18 protein-coding genes and 4 pseudogenes are annotated in these 26,090 nt (G+C 69.3%); 17 read left to right on the forward strand and 5 right to left on the reverse strand.

Going from position 1 to position 26,090, the window contains the following annotated elements; translation table 11 throughout:
* Positions 1-135 precede the first annotated feature (135 nt).
* Entirely contained in the window at positions 136-1,038 is a 903-nt protein-coding gene (locus WMF39_RS08245) for an SDR family oxidoreductase (RefSeq protein WP_437745001.1), read from the reverse strand.
* Positions 1,039-1,092: 54 nt separating this feature from the next.
* On the opposite strand from WMF39_RS08245, the pseudogene WMF39_RS08250 reads away from it, so the two are divergent.
* The 5 genes and pseudogenes from WMF39_RS08250 to WMF39_RS08270 all read left to right on the forward strand — a co-directional run.
* Positions 1,093-1,311: pseudogene (locus WMF39_RS08250) on the forward strand (helix-turn-helix domain-containing protein); the annotation flags it as partial.
* Between the two features lie 15 nt (positions 1,312-1,326).
* Positions 1,327-1,896 (forward strand): MmyB family transcriptional regulator, encoded by a 570-nt coding sequence (locus WMF39_RS08255; RefSeq protein WP_437747956.1) that lies wholly within the window; start codon positions 1,327-1,329, stop codon positions 1,894-1,896.
* Positions 1,897-2,222: 326 nt separating this feature from the next.
* Positions 2,223-2,960 carry a hypothetical protein gene (locus WMF39_RS08260; protein ID WP_437745002.1) on the forward strand — a complete coding sequence of 246 codons (738 nt, stop codon included), beginning with the start codon at positions 2,223-2,225 and terminating at the stop codon, positions 2,958-2,960.
* A gap of 180 nt (positions 2,961-3,140) precedes the next feature.
* A complete protein-coding gene (locus tag WMF39_RS08265; protein WP_437745003.1) occupies positions 3,141-3,734 on the forward strand; it encodes an HdeD family acid-resistance protein in 594 nt (197 codons plus the stop codon).
* A gap of 120 nt (positions 3,735-3,854) precedes the next feature.
* Positions 3,855-4,196 carry an SCP2 sterol-binding domain-containing protein gene (locus WMF39_RS08270; RefSeq protein WP_437745004.1) on the forward strand — a complete coding sequence of 114 codons (342 nt, stop codon included), beginning with the start codon at positions 3,855-3,857 and terminating at the stop codon, positions 4,194-4,196.
* 166 nt (positions 4,197-4,362) lie between these two features.
* Here WMF39_RS08270 and WMF39_RS08275 read toward each other — a convergent pair whose 3' ends face one another.
* Both WMF39_RS08275 and WMF39_RS08280 read right to left on the reverse strand, forming a co-directional pair.
* On the reverse strand, positions 4,363-4,800 hold the full coding sequence (locus WMF39_RS08275) for a cupin domain-containing protein (RefSeq protein WP_437745005.1): 438 nt from the start codon (positions 4,798-4,800) through the stop codon (positions 4,363-4,365).
* A 17-nt stretch (positions 4,801-4,817) separates the two neighbouring features.
* The gene (locus WMF39_RS08280) at positions 4,818-5,144 is read right to left on the reverse strand and encodes a hypothetical protein (RefSeq protein WP_437745006.1); all 327 of its coding nucleotides are present in this window, start codon (positions 5,142-5,144) and stop codon (positions 4,818-4,820) included.
* A 423-nt stretch (positions 5,145-5,567) separates the two neighbouring features.
* Between WMF39_RS08280 and WMF39_RS08285 the strand changes: the two genes are divergently transcribed.
* The 3 genes from WMF39_RS08285 (at position 5,568) to WMF39_RS08295 (ending at position 8,459) form a co-directional block, all read left to right on the forward strand.
* The gene (locus tag WMF39_RS08285) at positions 5,568-6,542 is read left to right on the forward strand and encodes a hypothetical protein (RefSeq protein ID WP_437745007.1); all 975 of its coding nucleotides are present in this window, start codon (positions 5,568-5,570) and stop codon (positions 6,540-6,542) included.
* Between the two features lie 272 nt (positions 6,543-6,814).
* Complete coding sequence (locus tag WMF39_RS08290; RefSeq protein ID WP_437745008.1) at positions 6,815-8,023, forward strand: RCC1 domain-containing protein; 1,209 nt, start codon at positions 6,815-6,817, stop codon at positions 8,021-8,023.
* Between the two features lie 286 nt (positions 8,024-8,309).
* Positions 8,310-8,459, forward strand: a complete 150-nt coding sequence (locus tag WMF39_RS08295) for a hypothetical protein (RefSeq protein WP_437745009.1) — start codon at positions 8,310-8,312, stop codon at positions 8,457-8,459.
* 125 nt (positions 8,460-8,584) lie between these two features.
* Here the strand turns inward: WMF39_RS08295 and WMF39_RS08300 are convergent.
* A pseudogene (locus WMF39_RS08300) lies at positions 8,585-8,803 on the reverse strand (transposase); the annotation flags it as partial.
* Between the two features lie 445 nt (positions 8,804-9,248).
* Between WMF39_RS08300 and WMF39_RS08305 the strand changes: the two are divergent.
* From WMF39_RS08305 to WMF39_RS08345, 9 genes and pseudogenes are all read left to right on the forward strand, one after another.
* Complete coding sequence (locus tag WMF39_RS08305; RefSeq protein ID WP_437745010.1) at positions 9,249-9,695, forward strand: YciI family protein; 447 nt, start codon at positions 9,249-9,251, stop codon at positions 9,693-9,695.
* Positions 9,696-10,438: 743 nt separating this feature from the next.
* The gene (locus WMF39_RS08310; RefSeq protein WP_437586157.1) at positions 10,439-10,882 is read left to right on the forward strand and encodes a hypothetical protein; all 444 of its coding nucleotides are present in this window, start codon (positions 10,439-10,441) and stop codon (positions 10,880-10,882) included.
* A 467-nt stretch (positions 10,883-11,349) separates the two neighbouring features.
* Positions 11,350-11,499: a hypothetical protein gene (locus WMF39_RS08315; protein ID WP_437745011.1), complete on the forward strand. Its 150-nt coding sequence runs from the start codon at positions 11,350-11,352 to the stop codon at positions 11,497-11,499.
* Between the two features lie 337 nt (positions 11,500-11,836).
* Positions 11,837-12,522, forward strand: a pseudogene (locus tag WMF39_RS08320) (phage integrase N-terminal SAM-like domain-containing protein); the annotation flags it as partial.
* A gap of 241 nt (positions 12,523-12,763) precedes the next feature.
* Positions 12,764-13,531 (forward strand): glutathione S-transferase family protein, encoded by a 768-nt coding sequence (locus WMF39_RS08325; RefSeq protein WP_437745012.1) that lies wholly within the window; start codon positions 12,764-12,766, stop codon positions 13,529-13,531.
* Positions 13,532-13,950: 419 nt separating this feature from the next.
* Positions 13,951-14,772: pseudogene (locus WMF39_RS08330) on the forward strand (transposase); the annotation flags it as partial.
* A gap of 271 nt (positions 14,773-15,043) precedes the next feature.
* Positions 15,044-16,942 (forward strand): hypothetical protein, encoded by a 1,899-nt coding sequence (locus WMF39_RS08335; RefSeq protein ID WP_437745013.1) that lies wholly within the window; start codon positions 15,044-15,046, stop codon positions 16,940-16,942.
* Between the two features lie 908 nt (positions 16,943-17,850).
* Positions 17,851-21,801 (forward strand): RHS repeat-associated core domain-containing protein, encoded by a 3,951-nt coding sequence (locus WMF39_RS08340; protein ID WP_437745014.1) that lies wholly within the window; start codon positions 17,851-17,853, stop codon positions 21,799-21,801.
* 9 nt (positions 21,802-21,810) lie between these two features.
* Positions 21,811-23,541 carry a hypothetical protein gene (locus tag WMF39_RS08345; protein ID WP_437745015.1) on the forward strand — a complete coding sequence of 577 codons (1,731 nt, stop codon included), beginning with the start codon at positions 21,811-21,813 and terminating at the stop codon, positions 23,539-23,541.
* A 525-nt stretch (positions 23,542-24,066) separates the two neighbouring features.
* Here the strand turns inward: WMF39_RS08345 and WMF39_RS08350 are convergent.
* Positions 24,067-25,695, reverse strand: coding sequence for an N-acyl-D-amino-acid deacylase family protein (locus WMF39_RS08350; protein ID WP_437745016.1), 1,629 nt, complete (start codon positions 25,693-25,695; stop codon positions 24,067-24,069).
* Positions 25,696-26,090 lie beyond the last annotated feature (395 nt).

Raw genomic sequence — 26,090 nt, forward strand, 5'->3', positions numbered from 1 at the left:
GCGGCGGCGCCCTGCGCTTCAGGGCCCTTGGCCGCTCGATGCGTCGCTGCTCCACGACGCGGGACGCCTCTGCTCATAGCGGCCGATGATGAAGAACGGCAGGTACGAACAGGCCGTTGATGGCTGCATGGTAGATCAGAAGTAGTGAGCGCGCATGTCGTCGAGCAGGCCCGATTGCTCCGGCTTCCAGCCGAGCAGCTCACGCGTCGCCTCGCTCGAGGTCCGGTTATCGAGCCTGACGACCATCGACATCCATCCGAAGTGAGCGCCTGCCTCAGCGGCCGGCACGCTCTTCGTCGGCACACCGGTGCCTTTGCTGATCGTCTCCGCGATCGCGCGCATCGTGATGCCTTCCTCGGCGGTGCCGTGCAACACGGATCCCGGCGGTGCGCTCTCGACGGCAAGCCGGTACAACCGCGCCGCATCGTCGCGATGCACCGCGGGCCAGTGATGGTCGCCATCGTCGACGTAACCAGCGGTCTTCTTCTCGCGCGCGAAATTGATCAGCATTGCGATGAAGCCCTTGTCACCAGCGCCGTGGACCGTCGGAGCCAGCCGGATGACACTGCCACGCACGCCGCGCTTCGCAGCATCGACCACGAGACGTTCGGCCTGCAGCCGGACCGAGAGCGGCGAGCTCGCCGGCGACTCGTCCGTCTCGAACGCGACCTTGCCGGGCCTCGAAACCACCAGCGTGCCGTTCGTGCCGACGAACGCCTTGTTCGTGCCCGCCATTGCGTCGAGCATCGCGCTGATGGCATCGCGATCGATCTGGTTGATCCCATGGAAGTCCGAGAAGTCCATGTGGAACGCCAGGTGGATCGTCGCATCGGTCGTGCGGACGCCCTCGACGAGGCATCTCGGATCCCTGATGTCGCCGCGATAAACCTCCACGCCCTGCGCATTCAACTTGTCGGCGCCCGCATCGCTGTGCGCCATGCCGAGGACGCTGTGGCCGGCCCGGCGCAGCTCCTTCAGCACCGCCGTACCGATCCAGCCAGTCGCGCCGGTGACGAACACTCGCATTGACTTGGTCATGCGAGGACCGTACGTTCGGAGAGCTCGTCCGAAAAGACGGGCGCCTATACTGGTATGGCGGCTACCACCCTCCCCACGTTCCTGCGCGACCGCCGCGGGCGCGTCCATCCCGCGACCACCGCGCGCCGACGCACTCCCGGATTGCGCCGCGAGGAGGTCGCCGCCCGGGCCGGCGTGAGCATCACCTGGTACACGTGGCTCGAACAAGGTCGCGGCGGCGTGCCATCGGACGACGTGCTCGAACGCCTCGCCCGCGCCCTCGAGCTCGACGATACGAACCGCGAGATGTTGTTCCTGCTGGCGCACGACCGCCCGCCGCCGCGCAAGCCCGCGCCGCCCGTGGCGGTCACGCCGTCGCTCCAGCGCGTGCTCGACAACCTCTCCGTCCCTGCGTTCGTGAAGACGCCGACGTTCCAGATCGTCGCCTGGAATCGCGCGGCGGTCGCGGTGCTCGGCGATTATGCGGTGGTACCGGAGCGCGACCGCAACTTGCTGCGCCGGGTCTTCCAGCCGGGTTCAGAAGACAAGGTGCACGACGTCGAAGACGTTCGCCGCACCTGTCTCGCGTCGTTTCGCGTCGACATCGCGCGTGCCGGCCAATCTGACGAGGCGACGGCGCTGATCGACGAATTGATGGAGACGAGCCCCGACTTTCGCCGCTTGTGGGACGAAGGTGAGATCCGGTCGCACGGCGGGTTCCAGAAGCGGCTCGTCCGTCCCGATGTCGGCGAGATCGTGCTCGAGTCGTCGGTGTTCCACGTCGAAGGCAGCGACGGCCTCTCGATGTTCGTGTTCTCACCCGCGAACGAGGCAAGCGCGCGCGCCATCGCGCAGCTGGTCCAACGGTCCGGAACCTGACGAGGATCCGAACAACGACCCGCCGGTGAAGACGGCCCTGTTTTGCACGGGTTGTCACTCGCATTGACGAGCAGCCGGCAAGCGGCTCCGACGCCGACGGTGGATGCGTGGGTGACCGGGCGGGCGGGGATTGGCAGCCGACCGAGGTGCGGCGGGTGGAACAGGAACACGATGTCGCCGGTGGCCGCGACGCTTGACGACGGGGGGCCGGTCTCGATGTTGCGCGCATGGGGCGACCATCCACCGGGCGACGTCCGCAGTTCCCTTCCACCGTGCCACGACCGGTCCGGGCGCGCGCCGGGCGCACACCGACGGAGCGGACCCCGTTGGCGGTGCGGACCTTCGGCGTGGGCGTCGACGAGGCGACGAGGGCGCACGTGCGCCAGACCCTCGGGGCGAAGCTCGGGCGGTTCGCGCCCGACATCGAGCGGCTCACGGTGCGCTTCACGGACGTGAACGGGCCACGCGGCGGCGTCGACGTCGCGTGCGACGTGAAGGTCGTCCTGAGCGGGCACCCGAGCATCGTCTACCAGATGCGAGGTCAAGAGCCGCGCGAGACGATCGACAGAGCCGTCCCGGGGATCGTACGGGCCGTGCAGAGCGCCCTCGAGCGCGCGCCGCGCGCCGCATCACGCGCGCCGGCGCGCGGCCCGAAGCCCACGGCGCGAGCGGCGAAGCGCAGCGCGGCGGCCCCGGCGCGGCCCGGTCATCCATCGCCCGAGGGCAGCTTCATCGGGCGGCGCGTGGGGCGCAGCAAGGAGAACCTCGAGCGCGCGCTGGAGCGGCCCGAGAAGTCGCGGCGTGACGTTCCCGTCGACACGGCCGCTCCGGGGCAGAGCGCGACCGACCGGAAGGCGGGCGGCGGCTCGACGGCGCGGCGTAACACGATGCGGAGGACACGGAAGGCCACCGCGTCGCTCGAAGACTCGGCGCAGGACCGCCCGTCGCGCAAGTCGACGCGCAAGAGCGCCAATCGCGCGAAGCAGGGCTCGAATCTCCAGCGGCGCGAGGTCCGGCAGGCGACCAGCCCGAGCACCAGGGCCGCGAAGGCCGCCGTCCGCTGATCAGGCGGTGCGCTGCTGGCCGCCCTCGGCCGTGAAGCCTCCCACGAGCGCCAGGCACAATGTTCCCGCCGGCGCACTGGCATGGACGATGCTCGAGGCCGACGCGGTCCCGGCCACCTCGTCCTCGCGCGGCGGGTGACCGACGGGACACGCGTGCTCCACGAACCAGAGAGGTCGCCCATGGTTGCTCCGCTCGGAGAGTCCCCGAGGTCGCTTCGCTTTGCGCAGGTCGACTTTCACACCGTGCGGGAGAACCGCGGTTGGTTCCTCGCGATCGGCGTGGCCTCGATGGTGCTCGGGGTGCTCGCGTTCGTCATGCCCTTCGTCGCCTCCCGGGTCACCGCCATCGCCCTCGGCTGGTTGATCGTGCTCGCCGGCGTGGCCGAGGGCTGTCACGCCATCCAGAGCCGCGGCTGGGCCGGCGCCAGCTGGGAGCTCGTGAGCGCCCTGGTGCAGGTGGCGTTCGGGCTCCTCCTTGTGGTCGCCCCGATGACCGGCAAGCTCGCGCTGATGGTGATCGCCGCGGCGTACTTCGTCTCCGAGGGCGCGCTCAAGCTCATCCGCGCCTATCAGCACCGCGGGCTGCGGGGCTCGGGATGGCTCGTGTTCGACGGCATCCTGGCGCTGGGGCTCGGGATGCTGATCATCACGGGCGGCGTCACCACGGCCGTGAGGGTGCTCGGCTTGCTCGTCGGAATCAGCCTCCTGACCGGCGGTATGTCGATGATCCTGATCGCGCTGGGCGGCGCTCGCGTGCTCCACGCGCGACCGTGAAGAGGCGACCTCCGCGCCGTGCAGATGGGCACACCCTTGCTCGGAGTGGGGAGCGCGGGGAGCGCGGCGAGCGCGGCGAGCGCGAAGGCCAGGTTGGCAAACGGGACACACTCTTTGGTCATGTCGCCAGCAAGAAAGCTCATCCAGGATCTCGCGGCAGGACGCTACGACGCTCGCCTGCGAGGAACACGGAAGGTGTGCGCCGTGCAGCTCAGCGACGACGAGCGCGTCGTCGTTGAGATCGCCGACGGGTCCTTCGGAATCGCGTCCGAAGGCGCGATCGAGGACTGCCAGCTCTCGTGCTCGCTCGACGATTTTCTGCGGATCTTTCGCGGTGAACAGAACTTGATCACGGCGATCATGCAGGGCCGCGTCGGCGTGCGAGGAGACCTGGGCGCCGCCCAGATGTTTCAGAGCGTCTTCTCTTCGGGAGATCAACAGGCTCCGGAAGCGACGCGCTGAGCCACCGTCATCGGAGGGGGCCCATGGAACCGCAAGTGAGCATTCTGGACGGCGGCACGTTCGTCGTCAGCGATCTGCGCGGCAATTCGCAAAATCCGCGCAGGCAGCGTCGTCCCCTCTTCCTGCGAGCACCTGCCCGCCCGTCGTCGTGCGTTCACGAGATGCATCATTGGACGGGCAGCAACGGGGCCACGCCCCGGTTCTTCACGAGCACGACCAGGAACTTCGCGGGCTTCTTGGTGCTCGCGTTCCGGCCGACGGTGTGGATGTCGTTGGGCCCCTCGTAGAAGGTCTGGCCAGGGGTGAGCGTCACCTCCTTGCCGCCTTTCACGCCCATCACGATCGAGCCCTCGAGGACATAGATGAAGCCGTGGGCGTCGTGACGGTGCACTGGATCGGCGCCGCCGGGGGGGTAGTCGACGAGGAGCATCATCACCTCCTTTCCGGGGATGTTCGCGAGCTCCTTCGTCAGGAGCTGCGTGACGACCGGCTCGGGCGCGGCGACAGCGGGGTCGGCGAGCAGGCCCACCGCGACGGTCGCCACGGTGGCGGCGCTCTTCACGAACCGCGAAGTGCGAGAGGCGAGACGGAGATTCTGGAGCATGGGATCCTCGTGATCGGTCAGGGAGACGCGTCGATCGCGCGCGCCTTCTGCGCGGCCGGGTCGGCGCGCAGGCGTTCGCTGAAGCGGAGAAGCTCGAGGGCAGCGAGGAACCGATGCGGCGTGAAGATCGGCTTGAAGGCCCTGTGCATGTCGGCGTTGAGGAACGCTGCCCAGCGCATCACCTCGTCGCGAGCACGCGGCGTGCCGTCGCCGAGGTGCCGCGTATCGGGGAACGATCGGCGAGTGAGCATGCGCCGCGCATGTGAAAGCGCTTCACCTGCACTGCCAGGCACCGGGGAACGATGCCGTCGATTCATGACGGGCTTGTCGCGCGCCCGAGCCATGAATGCGCCGCGGGGGCCCGGTGCTCCGGCGCTTCGCGCTCATGGCACATTTCCGTCAATGGCGGCGCAACCTTCGGCGCGCGTGACGGTGTGGACTCGAGCCGCGCGGCTTCGCCGGGCGCCACCCCTCACCCCGGGGCATCGCCTGAGCGTATACTGGGTGGCGGAGGTTCGGTCATGCCGGTGCGTAGCAGGTGGGTTTGGTGCTGGGCGCCGATTACGGCGGCAGGGCTCGTCGCAGCAGGAGGCCCATTGGCTTGCGGTAGGGTGCTTCTTGATGATCCAGGCGTCGCGGGCGACAGGGAAGGGGGAAGCTCCTCCGAGGTCGACGGCTCCGGGGAGGCCGGGAACACGGCGTCAGGAGGAGGTGTTGGAGGAAGTGGCGCGGGCGGAGCCACGGGCAACGGCTCCGGTACGGGTGGCATGTTCGGATCGGCTGGGTCGAGCGACGGCGGCGCGTCAGCGAGCTCGGGCGGCATGGACGCGGGCAGCACGAGCGGCGGGGCTCCGGAGGGAACCGGCGGGAGCGTGGGGGCGCCCGCGGAGCTGGACTGCGCCACGGCGCGGCCCATCTCGAGCTCGCTCGATTTGAAGTACCAGGTCGACGTCGACGAGTTGCCGCTCATCTCGGAGGTCCAGGGGGACCTGACGCTCAGCGAAGGGGTGAACCGGCTGCACCGCCTTGGCTGTCTGCGGCGCGTCACGGGCACTATCACCATCCGGTACACGCGTAACCTGCCCACGCTCGAGGGGCTCGAGCGGCTCGAGTCCATCGCGGCGGGGTTGACGATCGTGAACAACGATACGCTCGCGAGCATGACGGGGCTTCAAGGCCTGAAGGCGGTGGATGGCTCATTGAACATCCATTCGAACCTCCGCCTCGCTGACCTGGGCGGACTCGAGAGTCTGACGACGGTGCGCCACGGCATCCAGATCGAGAACAACCCCGTCCTGGCGAGCCTCGCCGGGCTGCGCAACCTGGCCGGCACGGGCGCGGTGGCGCTCAAGTCCAACCCGGCTCTCAGGAACTTGCAGGGCCTCGAAGGCGTGAGTCAGCTCGCCAACCTCCTCCTCGTCGGCAACGCGAAGCTCGAGAGCCTCGAGGGGCTCTCGGCGCTCGAGACTGTCTACCAAGATCTCACCATCGGGAGCAACGACGTCCTCACGTCCATCGATGGACTTTCTGCGCTCCGGGCGATCGAGCAAAATCTCACCATCTCGAGCAACCGGGAGCTCAGCAGCCTCGATGGACTCTCTTCGCTCGAGCGGATCCACTACGGTCTCGAGATCACGACGAACCCGAAGCTCCCCACCTGTGAAGCGGAAGAGCTCCGTGAGCGGACCGGCGTTCCACGAGCGTCCGTGATCAACAACGACGACTCGGCGACGTGCCCCTGACCCGGGGCGTGGCGCGCAGTTGCGCGCGGGGCTGCGCAACTGCGCGGGCGTTCGCTCAACGCGCCTGGTGAGCGAAGGGCACCGCCGCGCCGTCTACCTGCGCAGGAGGCGTCCCTGCCGGGTCTTGCTCGTCAGCGCGCCGTCCTGCGCCACCACCGCGTCGCCCAAGCTGGCTGACCGGCATCGCTTTAAGATCTGTTTAAGGAGCGCCCCCGCCGCCCGCTCCCATAGTTCCTCCGTACGGCGAAAGCGCCCGCCGAACGGAGGACCTCATGCCGCGCTCCATCGTCGCTCCTCTCCTCTATGCCGTTGCTCTCCCCGCCGCCCTTGCCGCCTGCGGCTACGTCGAGATCGCCCCGTACGGCACCTCGGGTGGCAGCGGCGGCGGTGCTGCCGGCGCGGGGAGCGGCGGCGGTGCTGCCGGCGCGGGGAGCGGCGGCGGTGCTGCCGGCGCGGGGACCGGCGGCGCCGGTGCCGGTGGCGAGAATGCTCCCTCGACCGGCTCGACCAGCACATCGACCGGCCCGGCGCCAGCTCCCTCCTGCGCTGCCGCAGAGTGCGCCGTGCGCATCGCGGAGGGCGCTCCGAACTGCGCCATCACCACCTCCGGAAAGGTCTTCTGCTGGTGGCGCGGAGTCCTCCGGCAGGAGCGCCTGGCCGGCCCGGTTGAGCGTCCGGGCCTCGGCGACGTCGTCGCTGCGTCCAACCATCCCATGCACATGTGCTTCCTCCACGCTGACGGGCGCGTCTCCTGCCAGGGTTCGGACATCAACGGGCCGCTCTTGCTGCGCAGCATTCCCGAAGAGGAGATCAGCGAGGTGCCCGCCGTGCTTCCGGAGCTCGAGGGGGTCGTCCAGGTCTCCGTGGGTTTCGAGTATGCCTGCGGCGTCCTCGGCTCGGGCAACGTCATCTGCTGGGGCGACCCCTTCTCGCCGTTGCTCGGCGTCGAGGGCGCCGGGCAGATGGAGGCGCCGGTCCCGGTCACGGTCACCGGTGTCGACGACGCGGTGCAGGTTGGGGCGAGCTACATGCACACTTGCGCGCTGCGGGGCACCGGAGAGGTGGTGTGCTGGGGACGGCTCACCACCGGTGAGACGACGGACACGGCCGTGCGCGTCGAGGGCGTCGAGGGCGCCGTCGAGATCGCGGCCGGCTGGTCCAACGACTGCGCCCGCCTCGCGACGGGCAAGGTCGTCTGCTGGGGCAGCGATGGCTCCTCCTCGCACGCCGAGCCGGTCGAGGTGCCCGGGCTCGACGATGCGATCCAGGTGAGCGCCGGGTACTCCCGGTACTGCGCGCTCCGGCAGGGCGGCAGGGTCGTCTGCTGGCGGTTCTCCGCGAGGATGACACTGGAGGCGATCGACATCCCGGAGGCCGTTCACGTCACTGCCGGCTACAAGGAAGCCTGCGCCGCCCTCGCGAGCGGCGAGATCGCCTGCTGGCCCACGAGCAACAGAGATGTCTACGTGTTCGGGCTGTAGCCTCGGCGCTCTCGTACGGGGTCGTCCGGACACCGTCGCCGCAGTGGAGCCCGAGCGCGCGCGCCTCGCCTCGGAGCAGCGCCCGGCGTACCCGGTCGCGGCCGTCGAGAGCCCGCGCCAAGACGACGGTCCGGAGACCTGGCGGGACGATTCCGCGGGGGCGAACCGTCGCGATCCGTCGCTTTCCCGGGGATTCAGGGAGGGCGTGACGACGGATCGCACCGCCTCGGGAGGCATGGGCCCAACGCGGGCCCAAGGGCCAAGTCCCGGGCCTGGGGAGCTCGCCGTGACCGATCCGTCGCGTCGGGCTGCGGTGGTCGCCTCGCTCGCCAGCACCCTGAGCCGCGCCGTCGCCCTCGAAGATGAGGTGGCGACGCGGGTCCTTCACGAGGCGATCGGTCGGCTGCTCGGGTTGCCGGTGGCGCCGGAGGGGTGAGCAAGCTGGGACCAAACACCGCAGCGCACCTCGCCCACGTTGACCGAACGAAAGTGGCGGGAGGACGTAGCGGACGAGCAGACGTTGAGTTTATAATTTCAGGATAGGATAAGCAGGCAGAGCTACTGCCGCTGTACGCCGGCCGACCGCGTGCCCCTCTTCAAAAGCCCGTCTCGTCGAGCGCCAGCACGCCCGTGCGATGGCCGAGATGCTCTGACGACGTAGGCGCGCGGGTCATCGAGCACGGCGTCTGCATCCCAGCGCGCACGACCGAGCAGGTGCTGCAGCGCGTACGGCGTCGGGTCGCCGGCCGCCTCGGCGAGCTGCCAGCTGTTTTTGCGCTTTCATCGGTCGGAAGGCGGCGTCGCCGAAAGCAGCGCGCGCACCCGGCGGTCGCGCAGCCCGAGCCCCCCCCAGAGGAACGCGGCGACGTAGATCGGGAAGAGCGTGTGGCTGAACATAGACCCCCCCGCGGGCGTCAGGAATCATCGGTCGCCTCCAGATAAAATCGCGGGCCTGGCCGGCCCCGCTCCCCGGCCCGTGGCGACCCCGGAGAGCAGCCGGGGCCGCCCTGCCGGCCCCGGGACGGCGAGCTCCCCGTCCGGGCCCACCGTCCAGCTCCGCCCGCCAGAAGAAAACATCGTGATTACGAAGCCTTAGGTGTAATTCAAAAAAAGATCGCCCCGCGTGTCGATCGCGTGGTCGCCCGTTCGTCGTGACGGTGGAGACAGGGGCCGGGCAGTCGACGCCGCCGGGGCGCTCCTCTTCGAACCGGAAGGAAACTCGACGATGCGATTCATGATCACCGCGGCACCGGCGACCGACGACGCGAAGCACGACGCACAGGCAGCGGCGGATGCGCCCCCGGACGAGGCGCTGTTCGCCGCGTACATGAAATACAACGAAGACATGCAGAAGGCCGGCGTGCTGGTCGCGTCCGAGGGCCTCAATCCCGCCGGGGCGCGCGCGCGCGTCGGGATTTCGGGGGGGAAGCGCGTCCTGCTCGACGGGCCCTTCGCGGAGTCGAAGGAGCTCGTCGGCGGCTTCTACCTGATCGAGGTGGGCTCGAAGGAAGAGGCGATCGCCTGGGCGCTGCGCTGCCCCGTCGGGCTCGGCAGCGCCGAGGTGCTCACGATCCACCAGATGACGGAGCTCTCGGACATCCCGCCGCGGTTCAGGGAGATCATCGCCGAGGTGGCGCCGACGTGGAGCGTGTCCTTCTCGAGGGCGCAGTAGGCCGGGCGACGAAGCGCCGGCGTCATTGGCCACGTGTCTGTCGATTCAGCGCGCGGTCCCGCGGAAGGGGTGGCCAGGCGTCACTTTCAGCCCCGCGCGGCATCTCCGGTCATCAATGTCCAACCCGGCCCGACCACGACCGACAGAGACCCCGGGAGAAACCGGCGCGCCGACGTGTTACCGGGAGGTCTACCCCATCGTCCGGCAGACGTGCGTGGGTTGCCATGTCGCGGGCGGCATCGCGCCCTTCCGCTCGAGGAGTCGGCGACGGTCGTGTCCTTGGCGAACCGGATCCGCGACGTGACCCGGAACGGGTCGATGCCTCCCTGGGCGCCGAGCGAGCTGTTGGTGCGGCAATACGACCAGCATCCGACCTCGGTCGGCGGCGGTCCACGTCCCTCGTCGGCACGAGCGCCCCTTGGGGACGTGCCGCGGAACAGGGCGTCGTAGAGTGCGTGGGCGTCGGCTTGGATGTACCCCGATTTGTGTTCCAAGATACATAATAGCGGTCTGGGCCGATGGGCGTTCGATTTTTCTCCCCCGCGTTTTTTTCAGCGATGAGTTTCCTCGGGCAGCGGGGTCTATGGGGTACAGCCGGTCGCGATCATGACGCCGGCTGTCGCCGGGGACGGCGGCGGCGCTCGGGGCATGCGCTCTTCGTCGCCGCCGCGACCGGGAAGAGCGGTTCGAGCCGCCGGATGAGAAGCTGCACGAGCTGTCACGAAGGGAGAAGGAATATGGTCATGAAGCGCGTCTTGATCGCGATGTGCCTGATCGTCGCTGCATGTGGGGGTGAGGAGGACGACGCGCCCGTCGCGTGGGAGGACATGAGCTTCGATCAGCGCTTCGCGTTCATGGAGGATGTCGTCCTGCCGGAGATGAAGGAGACCTTCGTCGCGTTCGACGCGAAGTTCGAGGGAATGACGTGCGTGACCTGTCACGGCAGCGGCGCGGCCGACGGGACCTTCGCGATGCCGAGCCCCGACCTCCCCCCGCTCCCCGCCACCGAGGAGGCGTTCGCCGAGTACGTGAAGGATCCGGAGATCGAGCGGTGGGGCACATGGATGTTCGAGACGGTCATGCCTCGGATGGCCGATGTGCTGCAGATCGCCGCGTACGACCCGATGACCAACACCGGCGACTTCTCGTGCAATGGCTGCCACACGCTTGAGGGCGTCGAGCAGTGAAACCGCCGGGCACGCCGCCGGCGGAGATGCAAACGTAGCGGATGGGTGGGTCTCGACGTCGAGCGTGAAAGGTGAAAGGCTCCGGCGGCGACAGCTCAATGCGCTCGGCAGGCAGATGCTCGGGCAGCTTTTGCCGTCCGTGCGGGCGGATGTGACGCCCCTTGTCCCCGCCTCCGGATGAGCTGCCCGGCGCTGCGCCATCGCCCTGCGGCGGAGGGCGCCCCGCTCGGCCACACCGGAGCCGCCCTCAGCGTCGAAATAGGCGGAAACCATAAAAATTGCTACTGTTTCCGGCGGCCGCTCGTCATCGGTCGTTTTTTCTGGCGGGACAATTCCGCGGGGGCGAACCGTCGCGATCCGTCGCATCCCCGGGGATTTGGGGAGGGCGTGACGACGGATCGCAGCCCCTCGGAAGGCGTGGGCCCAACCCGGGCCCAAGGTCAAGCCTCGGGCCTGGGGAGCTCGCCGTGACCGAGCCGTCGCTTCGGGCGGCCGTGGTCGCCTCGCTCGCCAGCACCCTGAGCCACGCTGTCGCCCTCGGGGATGAGGTGGCTGCCCGGGTCGTTCACGAAGCGATCGGTCGGCTGCTCGGGCTGCCGGTGGCACCGGAGGGGTGAGCAGGCTTGGGCCGAACGTCGAGCCCGCCGCTCGGGTCGACTCGTTGCCGGAGCTTTGCCGCTCGCCGGCGCCCGCGGGCTCTACTGAGATCGCCCGCGCGTGGTGGTTGCGTGCCGGTAAGCATTCACCGGTCGGGCTGGTTGATCCAGAGCATTACAACGGAACATGTTTGCTTGCTCGCATGAGTTCGCGCTCACGCAGCCTGGGCGGGGTGGGTTCGCCCGAACCCCTGACGGCCGCCATGGCGGAATTGGCGCCCGCAAAACCGGAGGCCGCCGCCGATCCCCAACAAACTGGGCCTTCGCGCCTGGCACGGCGCCTGCCGAGAGCGCCGCCATGCCCCGGACCCCTGAAGCGCCGACGGCGCGCCCCCCGCGCCTCCTCGAACGCGTCCGCGAGGCGATCCGGACCCGCCGTTACAGCCCTCGCACCGAAGAGGCGTACTGCGCCTGGATCCGGCGCTTCATTCTCTTCCATGACCGCCGCCACCCACGCGACCTCGGCCTGGCCCACGTTGAGGCGTTCCTCACGCACCTGGCGACCGACCAGCACGTCAGCGCCTCGACCCAGAACCAAGCCCTCGCCGCCATCCTCTTCCTCTATACCCACGTCCTCGCGCTCCGATCACCTCACCGCCGTGCGCGCCCAGCACGCCGCCGATGTCGCGGCCGGCGCCGGCTGGGTGCCCCTCCCCGACGCCCTGGACCGCAAGGTTCCGAACGCCGGCCGGGAATGGCCCTGGCAATGGGTCTTCCCCGCGACGCGGCCCTATCGCGACAGGGAGACAGGTCAGCTCAGGCGGGCATCATCTGCACGAGACGGTGCTCCAGCGCGCGGTGCGAGAGGCCGCCCTCGCCGCCGGTCTATCGAGGCGCACGAGCTGCCACCCCCTGCGTCACTCCTTCGCCACGCACCTGCTGGAAGCCGGCTACGACATCCGCACCATCCAGGAGCTCCTCGGCCACCGCGACGTGAGCACGACGATGATCTACACCCACGTGCTGAACCGCGGCGGCCTCGGTGGACATGGGAGACGTGGACTCTATGAGCCGCCCTCCAGAGGATCGAGCCTCCATGTACGCTTACCTCTTCGTAACGCCCGTCCTCGACGGGAACGTGACGTCGTCGGAGGGGGTCACTGGCGGAGCTTCTTCAGCCGATTCGCCCTCTCCGACGGGCGAGACGTCGCGAAGCTCGCTCCCGACGACACGGGCCCGTGACGTTGCTGGACGGGCGCGGGCTTTTTCTGTTCCCTGAGGGACCATGCGAACGCTGATTGCCGAACACTTCGCTCCCTGGTCCGAGAAAGCTCGCTGGGCGCTGGACCACCATGGCCTCGCGTACAGCTACCGCGAGCACGTGCCGCTGCTCGGTGAGCTGCTGCTGCGACTGCGCACGCGACGACCGACCGGCAGGGTCAGCACCCCGGCGCTGGTCACGCCGCACGGCGTGCTGACCGATTCGTTCGCCATCGCGCTGCATGCGGACCAGATCGGCCGCGGACCGACGCTCTTTCCGCCCGACCACGACGCGGCGATCACCGCGTGGAACGCCCGTAGCGAGACGGCGCTCGCGGCTGGCCGCGCGCTCTACCTCGAGCGGCTCACGCACGACCGCGCCGCCAAGGTCGAGATGCAGCCGCCGTTTCTTCCCGCACCCGTGCGACGCGCGTCGGTTCCGGCAGCGGACCTGGCGATCGTGTTTCTCCGGCGGAAGTACGGGATCGACGCCGCCGCCCTCGCCGTCGCGGACGCGACGCTCGCGCGCGAGCTCGACGGGCTGCGGGAAGCCCTCGCCGGTGACCGCGCCTACCTGCTCGGCGAGGGCCTGACGTACGCCGACATGGCGATGGCCGTGACGTTGCAGTTCGTCGCGCCGGTCGATACCCGGTACATCGCTCTGAGCCCGGCGGCGCGCGCGCCATGGCGGCACGCAGCGCTTGCGGAACGCTACGCTGATCTCGTGGCCTGGCGCGACGCGCTTTACGACCGTCACCGGCGGGCGCGCCCCGCACCGGCCGGTGCTCGATAGCGGCCTGACCGATGCGCAGGCGACTGACGCGGAAGAATCGAAGAGGAGCGCCGCTCTCCCTGCCGAGAGTGGCTGGATGATCCCCCAATGGGATCTTGCGCGCTATCTGATGGGAAGAGCCGCCGAACTTGGCGCTGGTGCTGACGGGCGCTGCGCGCCCGCGGCACACTGCTACGTTAGACCGACTGGTGGCCGCCCTGTCCAGGAATTGCGGCGGCTGGTGCGCGTTGTTCTTAACTCCTCGCGCTGCCTGCGCTGCCCTGTCGTGACGAGAACTTACGCTCTCGCGGATGTCGTCGACGTTCACGCCGAGTCGCTCGGCGTAGAGGCCAAGGGTGCGCTGCCACGCCGGGCGGGCCTGACAGCGCTCGTAGTAGGCCTTGAGCCTCGGGAAGGGCTCCATCAGGTCGGTCTTGCTCACCGGCATGAAGATCTTGCGGGCGATCATTGGTGCTGAGCGCGATCCCGAAGTGCTGGCGGCTCACCGTGACGTGCGCTGCAAAGCATCGGTCGAGACGATCTGCGAGGCGCTGACGGGCAATTACCGGCCGGAGCACGTCTTCGCTCTTCGGCAGGCCATCGAGCTCTACGACACCTACCAAGCCAAATTGCAGGACTGCGATGCCGAGATCGAGCGAACCGTCCGCGCGTTGCCACAGAAGGAGACTGCCCCGCCACCACCTCCTCCACGCTCACGCAAGGCCCAGAGGAATGAACCGCGTTTCGACGTCCATGCCCTGCTGCATGCGATGCTCGGCGTCGACCTGACGCAGATCAACGGCCTCGGCCCGTCCTCGGCGCTGCGGATCGTGGCGGAGTGCGGTACCGACATGACGCGCTGGCCTACCGTAAAACACTTCACCTCGTGGTTGACGCTCGCACCGGGCACCAAGATTTCGGGCGGCAAGGTACTCAGCTCCCGCACACGCCCCTCGGCGAATCGTGCAGCGGCCCTGCTGCGCCTTGCAGCGGTCTCGGTGAGTCGAACGAGCACAGGGCTCGGAGCGTTCTTCCGGCGACTCGCCGCGCGTATCGGCAAGGCGAAGGCTATAACGGCCACGGCCCGCAAGATCGCCGTACTTTTCTACAACACCCTGCGGCACGGCTCGGCCTACGTCGATCCGGGCGCGAACTACTACGAAGAGCGCTACCGGCAACGATCGATCGCCAATCTCCGCCGACGGGCGGATGCGCTGGGCCTGACGCTCGTCGAGGGGCAGGCTGCGGCAGGAGCTTCTTAGGAAAGCCCAGACCATCTGGGGGGACGGGGACTGCGAACGGTCGGCGCGACACGGAGGGGCAAGCGACGTGCCAGCGGCGAACGCAGCCCGGATGCCGGGTGTCGTGTCGGCGACCGCGCCGGTCGACCCCGACCCCATGGGGCGCGAGTCGCTGCGCGCGAGAGAGCCCGGCTTCTCCCGGTGATATCCTGCCGCCATGACCCCCGAAGCCCGCATCGTCGACACCCGCCAGGTCCTGATCGTGCTCTCGCCGCGGGGCGACGACCGCCTGATGGACGGCTTCGCCGGCACGGTGGTCACCGCCCCCTCGGCGGGGATGCCCGACCTCGGGGGGAAGGCCGTCTACCTGTGCGGTGACGTGTCGAAGGCCACCGCCCTCGACCTCTCGGCCGCATCGCGGGTCCTGGTGATCCGGGAGGGCTCTTACAACTACCCGGCGGGTGACCTCGCCTGGCCGGTGGTGGGCCTGGGCCGGATGCCGATCGACGTACACGGGCTCGGCGTGTACTACCGGTCCTTCTTCGACCCGGAGGTCAACTACGTCGAGCGGATCCGCGGCGAGCACACATTCCAGTCGCTGACCGAGTCCACCAAACCGGGGACGGCACACCGCACCGGGATCTATCTGACATCGGTCCGAAAGCAGCAAGATGCCCTGTTTTTCCGCCTGCTGCGCTGCTCCACCAACCTGTCGGGCCCAACCGACAACTTCCGGTCCACCGACCGACATATCGTCGACGCGCTGAACCAGGAGGCGGCGCTGGTCTTCTCGGGGGCGGCGCCGCTCAACCACGTGTTGGCGCAGATCTATCACAACACTCCGGCCGACGCCGAGAGGAAGCAGGCGAAGGCCCGGATCTCGTCCCACGCCGACAAGACCAAGGACATGCCGGGCGACGGCGTCATGGCCTTCTGCACCTTCTACGAACTCCTCGATCGGCTCGCGCCCATCACCGGCGACCGCTTCGATCGTGGTCACCGGGCGATCACCGGATTGACCCGGCTCCGCTTCCGATACAAGGAGATCGAGACCGAGGAGGGACACACATTTCCGGACCAGTTCACGATCACGCTGTATCCCAACTCGGTGTTCTTCATGCCGCTGTCGACCAACCGACGCTACACTCACGAGATAGTGCCGTCCGAGTTGGACGCCGCGCGGCTCCCGACCCGGCTGGGCTACGTGGTGCGCTGCTCGAAGACCGAGGCGGTCCACGAGGGTGGGCGCACATTCCTGCTCCAGGACGGGACGCGGGTGGAGCTGGAGGCCCCCACGCCCGAGGGGATGACGGCGCTTCGCCGGTTGTACGCCGAAGAGAACAAGACGTCGGCCCCCATCGACTACGGAGACGGCTTTCGCTTCAGCATGAACGCAGGGGACTACCGGGCGCCGATCTACGAGGCGTCGGACATGTTTCGCACCTACACCGTGCCCGCCGAGGGCGACCTCTTCGCGGCGCTGTCCGCGTCGGCTCGGCTCGAGGAGCTCGGGAAAGGCCGGCGCGGCGCGGTGCTCGTGGTGAGCGACGGCCCGCGCGGGGTCCCCATCATCCGCACCACGACCGCTTACAAGCTCCCGGCTCAGTGTTTTCGGCCGATCCACACCACGCTCGCACGGCAGATCCGCGCGTGTGCCTCGCTCGCGCTACCCTTCAACAACGCGCTGCTGGAGGTCTACACCCGCGCCTACGCCACCATGCGCGCCCACTCGGACCAGGCGCTCGACCTGGACGATGCCGGCGAGATCGCCCTTTTCTCCTGTTACGAACACCCCCAGGCCGGGCCGTCGCGGCGGCTGATGGTGGAGTCGAAGGAGCCCGGGGGGCCCTCCTTCGTAATCCCACTCCTCCACGGCCGCGTCGTCGTATTCTCCGCCGACACCAATCGAAGGTTCCGTCACCGGATCGTGCTGGACCCCGCGACTGACGCTCCCGACAACCCCTGGCTCGGGGGCACGTTTCGCACCTCGAAGACCTGGGTATGTGTTCGTGACGGGCGTCCCGAGCTTGCGGACGGCACACCGCTGACCCTGGCCAACGACGAGGAGCGCCACCAATTCCTCCAGCTCCGCCGCAGGGAGAACGAGGAAACCGACTTCGTCTACCCCCGCGTCACCTGCACCCTGAGCCCGAGCGATCTCTGGCCGCCCGAGATGGCCACAATGCTCTAACGCTCATGCGGTGCGCAGCTATCGTGAAACGATGGTGCTCCCCTGTCCGTCGGAGCCCGCCACAGTCGCGGTTCGTAGACACGCTGGCGCATGGTGCTCACGATGGGCGGGGCAGGCTGACGGGCCTGGCGCTATTGTTCCGATGCCTCGCTAACGAGCCAATCACGAAAAGCGACGAGCCCACGCCAGCGAGCGACCCGGCCGTGAATCAGACAGAACAGATTGAAATTATTGAAATTTCTTCCGCATCCGCCTCGTCGTCCCAGAAATCCTGGCGGGACGATTCCGTGGGGGCGAACCGTCGCGATCCGTCGCATCCCCGGGGATTTGGGGAGGGCGTGACGACGGATCGCACCCCCTCATGGGGCATGGGCCCAACCCGGGCCCAATGGTCAAGCCCCGGGCCTTGGGAGCTCGCCGTGACCGATCCGTCGCCTCGGGCGGTCGTGGTCGCCTCGCTTGCCAGCACCCTGAGCCGCGCCGTCGCCCTCGGGGATGAAGTGGCGGCCCGGATCGTTCACGAGGCGCTCGGTCGGCTGATCGGGCTGCCGGTGGCACCGGCCATCGCCGACGAGCTGCTTGCAGCGAGCGCCGCTGACGCTCCGAGCAGGAAGGCTCCCGCCGGCGCCGGGTTCGGCGCTGGTGACCACCCGCGCGCCGACATCGAACGCACCGCCCTCGGGGCGGGTAGCACGTCATCGCCTGAGTCTCCCGCGACAATGCATGCTGCACCTGGAAGAATCCACTCTGAAAGGAGTCCCGTTCGATGATGCTCCAGCGTCTCGCGCGGGCTTCCTGGGTCGCGTCTGGGCACCCAAGTTCTCATCTTGACAGGGGTGAGAATCGCTGGGGACCATGCCTGAATGGCGCGCACGGCTCCGGTCCCGAACATCCCTGCGATCCCTGGAATGAACCCTGGCGTCTGGATCATGGGCGGTGGAGGCGGCGGTGGTGGCAAGGGCGGCAGGGGCGGCAGCGGGAATGGAGACGGTCAGGGCGGGAGCGCTAACCATGGCGGCAACAACCCTGACGGCGGCGGCAAGGGGGCCAACGGCTGCGGAAATGGACAGGGGGCCGGTGCTTGCTCCAACCCGGTCCACGGCGGCTCCGGCGGCACCTCCGCCGGCGATCCGGTCGACGTGGTCACCGGCCGCGTCTTCACGCTGCCGACGCTCGACCTCGGCCTGCCCGGTCCGCTGCCGCTCGTAGTGCAGCGGCGCTACTCGTCCTCTGCGCGCGATCGCGACATGGGCCTTGGCTTCGGGTGGAGCCACTCGCTCTCCTGGGAAATCGAGCTCTCCAGGCGCGCCGTGCGGATCACGCAGGACGACGGCACCGTGGTGACGGCCCCGCTGCTGGAAGAGGGCGAGACGCGCCCGCTGGTGGGGCAGATCGTGCTGCGTCGCGCGGCCTGGGGATTCGCCCTCACGACCGAGGACGGGCTCACGCTGTTGTTCAACGAGCGCCATCAGCTGGGGTCGCGCTACCGCCTGACCGCGCTCCTCGACCGCAACGGGAACTGCATCGAGCTGGGTTACGATGTCTCCGGCCTCGCGTGGATCCGCGATTGCGTTCAGCGCTTCGTGCGCGTGCGGCGGGAGCGCTCGGGCCGAATCGCCGCCTTTGAGGTGCGCACGACCACGAGCCCCTCCGGCTGGCACGCCTTCTTCACGTACCGCTATGACGAGCGCGGGGATCTCGTCGAGGCTACGGACGCCGAGGGACATGTGTGCCGGTACGCCTATGACGAGGAGCACCGCCTCGTCACCCACGCATACCGCAGCGGGCTCGTGGTCCACTACCGGTACGACCGTGAGGGACGCTGCATCGAGACCTGGGGTGAATACCCCGCTCAGGAGGACCCAAGCCTCGCGGCCGGGGTGCCTGTGTTCCTCGCGGACGGCGTGACGCGAGCGCGTGGCATATTCCATTGCAAGCTGGAGTTCTCGGGAGACGGCTACTCCGAAGTCGCGGACTCGCTCCGTGTCCGGCGCTTTTTCGGCAACAAGCACGGCAAGGTGGACCGGTCGACATGGGGCGCGGGCGTGCTCTCGCACGAGTATGACTCCCTCGGGAACATCGTCGCTTTTCGGGACGCCATGGGCGCGACGACGCGCTTCGAGCGCGACGCGGCAGGGCGCGTCACAGCGGTCGTCGATCCGCTCGGCCGCCGGACGCAGTATGCCTTCGATGATCGCGGCGCGCTGACCGAGCTCGTGCGCGCGGATGGGAGCGCGCTCCGGTATACACGCGACGATCTGGGCAATCTTCTCGCGGTCGAGGACCGGCGCGGCGCTATCGTCATGTACGATTACGACGAGCGTGGGCTCGTGAGCGTGGCAACGCTTCCGAACGGGGGAGTGACCCGCTTCGAGCACGATGCGCACGGCAACCGCACGGCCGTGATCGAGCCGAACGGCGCGAAGAAGACGATCTATTACGACGACCTCGGCCGCGTCGTAGCAACCATCGATGCGCTCGGCGCCGTGACGCGCTACGCGTACGACGCGCGCGGCCTGCTGCGCACCGTTTCCGATCCAGCGGGCGGGGTCACCACGTTCGAGTTCGACGCCGAGGGGCGGCTGGCGCGGATCGTCGATGCGGCCAGGCGCGTCGGCAGGCTCACCTGGGGTGGGCTCAACGTGCTCTGCGAGGTGCAGCACGACGGCGCGGGGCCCATCCGGTACCGCTACAACCGCGAAGGCCACCTCATCGAGGTGCACAACGAGCGCGGGCAGGTTCATCGCTTCGTGCGGAGCCTCGCAGGACACGTGATCCGCGAGGAGCTGATGGACGGACGCACGCACGACTTCCGGCGCGATCTGTTCGGCCGGCTGACGCAGTGGCGGAGCAGCACCGGCGAGCTGGTCGAATACGAGTACGACGCAGCCGGGCAGTTGATCAAGCGGATCTACGACGGTGGGGTGGAGGAGTTTGCCTATGACGAGGTGGGGCGGCTGACCGATGCACGAACGCCTGACACGGAGTGCTACCTGACATACGATGAGCGGGGCTGCCTCGTGAAGGAGGAGCAGATCACGCTCGGCGTCCGCCACACGATTGAAGCGGTCTACGACTCCATGGGGCGGAGGACGCGGCGCGTCAGCTCGCTCGGGTACGTCGAGCACATGCATCGAGACATCATGGGCAAGATCGCGCGGATGGCGCTCGGCCGGGAGGTTGTGGACTTCCACTACGACGCGCTCGGTCGCGAGCGGCAGGCCGTCCTTCCGGGCGGCGGGCGCATTCAGTACGACTTCGATCCGGCCGGTCGCCTCGCCCAGCGGCGCGTCTTCTCCGCGACAGCGCGCGCCGCGGTTGGACCGGGCGAGCCGGAGTGGGTTGGGCCCATCGCGCACGGGGTCGTTTCGGACACGCAGTATCGCTACTCCCCTGTAGGTCTTCTCGAAGAGGAGCTCGACGCGCGCCTCGGCGCGACGGGATACCGGTACGATCCCATGGGACAGCTCCTCGCCAAGATCCCTGCCCACGGGAGGGCGGAGCTCTTCGGCTTCGACGAGGTCGGCAACCTCTACGCCACCGAGGCCGGCGAGCACGCGTACGATCGCGGCGGTGCCCTGTTGCAGCGGGGAGAGACGGCCTATGCCTACGATGAGCGCGCGCGCCTCGTGGAAAAACGCCTCGCCGACGGGCGCCGCTGGAAGTACACCTGGGATGGACGCGGGCGCCTGGCCTCGGTCGTCGCGCCCGACGGGCGCATCGTGGAGTTCATTTACGACGCGTTCTGCCGGCGGCTGGCCAAGCGGGTTCGCTCGAGCCAAGGACAGCTCCTTGCCCTGACTCGCTTCGTCTGGGACGATCAGCGCCTGCTTCACGAGGTGCGTGTGCGCGACGCGTCCCTGGACGTCCCGGTGACCGAGACGCGAACGTACGTTTTCCCGGATGGGAGCTTCGCCCCGCTGGCGCACATCGATGACGGCGGCGCGCCCCGGTTCTACGTGAGCGCGCCGAATGGATTCCCCGATCTTCTCGTGACGTCCTCGGGGCAGATCGCGGCCGAGCAGCGGGCGCGCGCGTTCGGCGCGGTGCAGGGAGAGGCCTTCACGCCGCTGCGGTTTCCTGGCCAGTACGCGGATGAGGAGACCGGCCTTTGTTACAACAGGCATCGCTATTACGACCCCGACATTGGCCGCTACATCAGCCCGGATCCCGTCGAAATAGTCCGCCGCTACGGCTTCGCCGACAACTCGCCGCTCAACACGGTGGACCTCGACGGCTTGCAAGCGATGACCACGAACATCCAGCGCTCGCAGATCAACCCGGACGGCAGCCGCACGCCGTTGCCGAACGCGAGCGGTGTGAGCCAAGGCGCGCGCGATCCCGACAACCCGGTCGACATCCACCCCGCGGTCTGGAACAACATGGCGCCGCAGGTGCCCGTTCAGGCCGCGAACGGCTCGACCAACGGGCAATTCCCTCAGGCGACGCGCCATCCGGCGAACTGCTCCGAGCCGGCGGCGCTGAGCGAGCATCTCTATGACTATGAGCGACGCAACAACTTGCCGCGCGGGACATGCGGCTCGGCCAGCGATCCGAACAACCAGCATCTCCGCGGCGCGCTCCGAGAGATCGATGGGATCAGCTCGACGCAGCAGGGCGGCGGAGCACGAAACGCCTGCCCGAACTGCGGCGTGCTCTTCCGCAACCTCCAGAATCAGGCGAACCAGGGCGCACCGCCGAACGAGCTCGTGGACCTGGTGGGCCGCACCACGCCGGGCATCGACAATCCGAGCCCCGGATGGCAACAAGCGATGAACCAGGGCGCACCGACGAGGAGCGCGAGGAGCCTCATGAACCCACGCAATGCAGCGAACATGCGGGTGCAGATGCCGCGCTGAGGTCCCACCATGGAGATTTCCCCCTTCGCCATCGAGACCCTCGCCCGCCGTGGCATCGTCCGCAGCGAGGCGCGTCGTGCCGGACGCGAACAGCTGGAAAAGTTGCTGCGTCTGCGCGGGCTTCCCACCCATGAGGCGCTGTTCGCCGCCGAGGCTGCGATCGGCGGCTTCGCCGGCTCGGATCGCGCGCGGGACCCGCTGGAGCTCGCGAGCGGCGGTTCCTTCGGTCCCCCCTCGCGAGATTGGTGGGAGATCCTCCTCGGCCCAGCGGCGCTGCTGGAACGCAATATGACGAGGGCGCTGTCTCGCGCCGGCTGTTGGCCCATCGGGATCAGCGCGCCTTTCGCTGCATTCGCGGGGCTCGATCCGTACCTGGACGTCTCTCACGACCGCGCGGAACGCGCCCAGGGCATGGTCGATTTCTTCGTGGCCGAGGACGGCACCATCTCGGTCCGAGACCTCTCGAGGAAGGCGGGCGAGCTGCTGCTGCCTTACGCGGGGTCCCCCGTGATCCTGGTCGAGAAGCTCGCGCGCTTCCTCGACATCGCGCAGCGCGGCCTCCACCACCTGCGCCTCGAAGCTCGGCCGCGCGCTGGCGCCCGGCTCGCGGAGGCGCTCGGCGCTCGGCTCGTGGCGGCCGCGAGCGACGCCTACCACACGGTCTGGGACGCCGAGGATCTCGTCCTCCTCGACGGGCACCCCTCGGGCGCCGCGCCGGACCGGACGCTCGTCTTCGCCAGGTCGGTCGAGCGGCTCGCCCGGGCGGTCGAAGCGCTCGCGGGCTCGCCGGCGGTCGCGGCGATCGCCGGCGACGAGGTCACCGTGGCTCTCCGCGATCCGGGCGAAGCCCCCGCGCCGGCGAGCCGCGGGCTCGTGCCCGTCGGCCTGGACCGGCCCGAGCAACAGGGAGCGCTGCGCGTCGAGCGCACCGCATCAGGCGTATCGCTCGTCCAGGAGCGCGACTTCTGCGGGCGTGTGCTCGAGCGCCGCGAGCTCCCGCCGGCGGGCGACCGGCTCGTGCACACGCGATGGATGCTCGCCGCCGAGGGGTTCCGGGGCGTGCTCACGGACCGCGCGGTAAACGCCCTGCGCGCGCGGGGGGTGCTCCGGGATCCGCAGCGCACCGCCTCGCGCGCCCGCCTCGAGGAGCTGCTCGCGCCTCACGGCGTCGCGGCCAGCGACCCGCTGCTCGCGTTCGAGCAGCACGCGGGCGGCCTCTGTGTCTCCCGCGACCAGGGCGAGCTCTACTGGCTGGGCCCCGCGCTCGAGCTCGAGGGCGGCGTCCTGCCCCGCGACGGGCTGGTGCCGATCGGCGCCTTCTCCAAGGGCCTGTACTTCATGGCCGCGGACGGCGCGATCGTCGCCGACGACGGGGTGGTGGAGCGCTTCGTCTTCGCCGATTCGTGGCGCATCTTCCTGGAGCGGTTCGCCCTGGGGCACGAGGCTCCGGACGTGATCCCGGGTTGGCCGGCCCGCCATCGCGCGAGCCTCTCCGAGGACGTGGGCGAGGCGCTGGCGCGGGCCCTTGGGGTCCCGCGCGCGCCCGAGCTCAGCGACCGGACGCAGTCGTTCTGGACGAGCGACGACCTGGTGATCTGGTCGACGCCCGCCTACCTCGAGTTCTGCGTGTCCCCCTGTATCCTCTACGCGGACGAACCTGCGGTGATCGAGCAGGCGCTCGCATGGATCCAGGCGAACCATCCTGAGCTGAGCATCGAGCGGAGCGAGGCTGCGCGCTGATCGAGCGCTGGCACCGGCGGCCCACCCTGCTCCGGGTGCCCTGCCCGCTCCGGTGGGTGCTGCGTTTGCCCCGCTCGCCCCATTGTGGATTGAGGCGCTTGGGGGAGACGCGCGCAGCGCCGCGACGCTCCTGCGGTGCTGCTGGCGAATGCATGGATAAGTTGTTGATACAGCGTCGCTTTTTCAGGAGGGATGTGGATCGCGTAAGGTCCTCTATCTCAACCAGCGCGTGCAGCGTGGCCGTACGGTGGGATCGGTGATGCCGCGGGCCCTTCACCGCGGGCGACGCGCCGGTGCAGGGCGCCCCGTTGGGCCCACCGGAGCCACCCGCGGCGGTGAAACAGGCGGAAACTATGAAAATCGCTACTGTTTCCGGCGACTGCTCGCCATCGGCCGGTGTTCCTGGCGGGATTTCTGACATGCGGAACGATGGAGCCATCGCTCATCTCGCGCTCCGGCGCGATCCTGTTGAAGCGGTCGGAACCGAACGTCCCTGAGCGTCAATGAAGGGTATGGCCGCCCCGCCTACCTGCGCAGGAGGCGCCCCTGCCGGGTCTTGCCCGTTAGCGCGCCGTCCTGCGCCACCACCTCGCCGGTGATCAGGACGGCGCGGATCCCCGACGGCGGCGCGTCGGCCCGCCGCGGCGTCGTGTTGTCCGCCACCGTGGCCGGATCGAAGACGACGAGATCCGCCCAGTGCCCGGGCAAGATGCGCCCCACGTCGCGGAGCCCGATCCGCTCGGCGGGCAGCGAGGTCATCCGGCGCACGGCCTCCTCGAGCCGGAACAGGCCGACGTCGCGGCTGTAGTGGCCGAGCACCCGCGGGAACGTGCCGAACGACGCCGGGTTGTGCTGGCCGCGCCGGGTGAGGATCGCGTCGGTCTCGAACGCGCAGAGCGGGTGCGAGAGCACGGCCCGGAGCGGCTCGTCGTGCGCATCGACGCCCGAGTACGTGTTCAGGAGGACGCGCGCCTTGCCGTCGCTCACGCGGGCGACGTGCACGTAGGCGTCGAACTCGCTCCCGCCGAGGCGCCCCGCGATCGCCTCGAAATCGAGCCCCTCCAGCGCCGCGAGCTCCGGCGCTCCGCCCCAGAGCAGCCGGATGTCGGCATACGAGAGCCCGAGGAGCCGCCGGAACATCGCGAACTCCCGCCGGAGCCGGCGGAGGACGGCCGGGTCGTCGATGCGGGCGCGGAAGCCGTCGAGCACCCAGGCGGGGAAGAGGGCGTTCACCGTGGTGTTGCCGACCGTGTAGGGGAACGCGTCGAAGGCGGCGTCGACCCCTCTGTCCACGGCCCGCTCGATCGCGCGGAGCACCCAGGGCACCGTGGGCCACGTCCGCCGGCCGATGAAGATCTGGTGCGAGAGCTGGATCTTCGCGCCGCTCTCCTCGGCCAGGCCGAGCAGCTCGCGGACGGAGCGGAGGTTGTGCGGCGGGCCGAGGAGCAGCGGCCTGTAGAACGGCGATATCCACGTGTAGGCCCGGCCGTGGACCGTGAACACGCCCCCTTCGTCGGCCACCGCCCGGAGCAGCGTCAGGAGCTCGTGCCTTCGCGCGAAGACCCCGGGCGTGTAGGCCAGCCCGGCGGAGAGCCCGAACGCGCCCTCGCGGAGCGACGCGCGCGCGAGCGCGCAGAGCGCGTCCATCTGCTCCGGGCTCGGGGGAGCGGCGCTGTTGCCCATGACGGCCTGGCGGAGCGTGCCGTGGCCGACCAGGAGCGCCGCATTGACGAGCAGCCCGCCGGCCGCGAGGGCGCTCAGCAGCTCACCCATCGAGCGCCACCGGTAGGCGAGCGCTCCGTCCTTCAGGATCTCCGCGGAGTGCTCCACCAGCGGAATCGACGCCTCGGTGACCGGGGCAGGGGAATGGCCACAATTGCCCGCGACCACGGTCGTGATGCCCTGGGCGACCATCGGCGCGAGGACGTCCTCGTGGTCGGGCAGCGCGAGCAGCCAGTCGACGTGCGAGTGGATGTCGATGAAGCCGGGCGCGACGGCGAGCCCGCTGGCGTCGAGCGTCCGCCCTCCCGCGAGCGCCCCTGGCCCGGCGATCGCGGCGACCTTGCCCTTCTGGATCCCCAGGTCCGCCACGTAGCGAGGCTGGCCGCTGCCATCGAGGATCGTTCCCCGCGAGATGACGAGATCGAAGTCCATCTGCACGCCTCCTCGAGAAGCTCGTTCGCGGACCACGCGGAACCGTGGAAAGCCCACCGGACCGGGGCATGGCCGTGGAGCGGAGCATGAGCTCCGTGCGGGCCGCGCGCCCCCCGATCCGGGCTCCGTGGCGCTCGCGCCCGGCGGCCGCGCGCTTCGAGCCGCTGCCCTGCCAGCATGAGCCCGGGCGCTCGTCCGGTTGCGCTCGCGCCGCGCGCCCCTCGCATGAGCCCGCCGGTGTGCAGCCCGAGCCCAGCGGCCTGCCCCGGCCGGGTCCAGGCCGCGTCGCGCAGTGCAGTTCGCTCCGGGCGACCGCGCGAGATCGCCTGGCCCCGCGATTGTATCCGCGGCTGTCGCAGTCCTGCTGCGGGTCGGCTCGACCCGCGAGAGACCGG

The sequence above is a fragment of the Sorangium sp. So ce1504 genome (assembly GCF_051521635.1).
Lineage (GTDB): Bacteria > Myxococcota_A > Polyangia > Polyangiales > Polyangiaceae > Sorangium > Sorangium cellulosum_B.

What these genes read in the sequence shown, in the direction of transcription:
- WMF39_RS08245 (WP_437745001.1), bottom strand. Translation starts at nt 1,038, where the DNA reads ATGACCAAGTCAATGCGAGTGTTCGTCACCGGCGCGACTGGCTGGATC.
- WMF39_RS08265 (WP_437745003.1), top strand. Translation starts at nt 3,141, where the DNA reads ATGGTTGCTCCGCTCGGAGAGTCCCCGAGGTCGCTTCGCTTTGCGCAG.
- WMF39_RS08270 (WP_437745004.1), top strand. Translation starts at nt 3,855, where the DNA reads ATGTCGCCAGCAAGAAAGCTCATCCAGGATCTCGCGGCAGGACGCTAC.
- WMF39_RS08275 (WP_437745005.1), bottom strand. Translation starts at nt 4,800, where the DNA reads ATGCTCCAGAATCTCCGTCTCGCCTCTCGCACTTCGCGGTTCGTGAAG.
- WMF39_RS08280 (WP_437745006.1), bottom strand. Translation starts at nt 5,144, where the DNA reads ATGGCTCGGGCGCGCGACAAGCCCGTCATGAATCGACGGCATCGTTCC.
- WMF39_RS08285 (WP_437745007.1), top strand. Translation starts at nt 5,568, where the DNA reads ATGTTCGGATCGGCTGGGTCGAGCGACGGCGGCGCGTCAGCGAGCTCG.
- WMF39_RS08290 (WP_437745008.1), top strand. Translation starts at nt 6,815, where the DNA reads ATGCCGCGCTCCATCGTCGCTCCTCTCCTCTATGCCGTTGCTCTCCCC.
- WMF39_RS08305 (WP_437745010.1), top strand. Translation starts at nt 9,249, where the DNA reads ATGCGATTCATGATCACCGCGGCACCGGCGACCGACGACGCGAAGCAC.
- WMF39_RS08310 (WP_437586157.1), top strand. Translation starts at nt 10,439, where the DNA reads ATGAAGCGCGTCTTGATCGCGATGTGCCTGATCGTCGCTGCATGTGGG.
- WMF39_RS08325 (WP_437745012.1), top strand. Translation starts at nt 12,764, where the DNA reads ATGCGAACGCTGATTGCCGAACACTTCGCTCCCTGGTCCGAGAAAGCT.
- WMF39_RS08335 (WP_437745013.1), top strand. Translation starts at nt 15,044, where the DNA reads ATGGACGGCTTCGCCGGCACGGTGGTCACCGCCCCCTCGGCGGGGATG.
- WMF39_RS08340 (WP_437745014.1), top strand. Translation starts at nt 17,851, where the DNA reads ATGAACCCTGGCGTCTGGATCATGGGCGGTGGAGGCGGCGGTGGTGGC.
- WMF39_RS08345 (WP_437745015.1), top strand. Translation starts at nt 21,811, where the DNA reads ATGGAGATTTCCCCCTTCGCCATCGAGACCCTCGCCCGCCGTGGCATC.
- WMF39_RS08350 (WP_437745016.1), bottom strand. Translation starts at nt 25,695, where the DNA reads ATGGACTTCGATCTCGTCATCTCGCGGGGAACGATCCTCGATGGCAGC.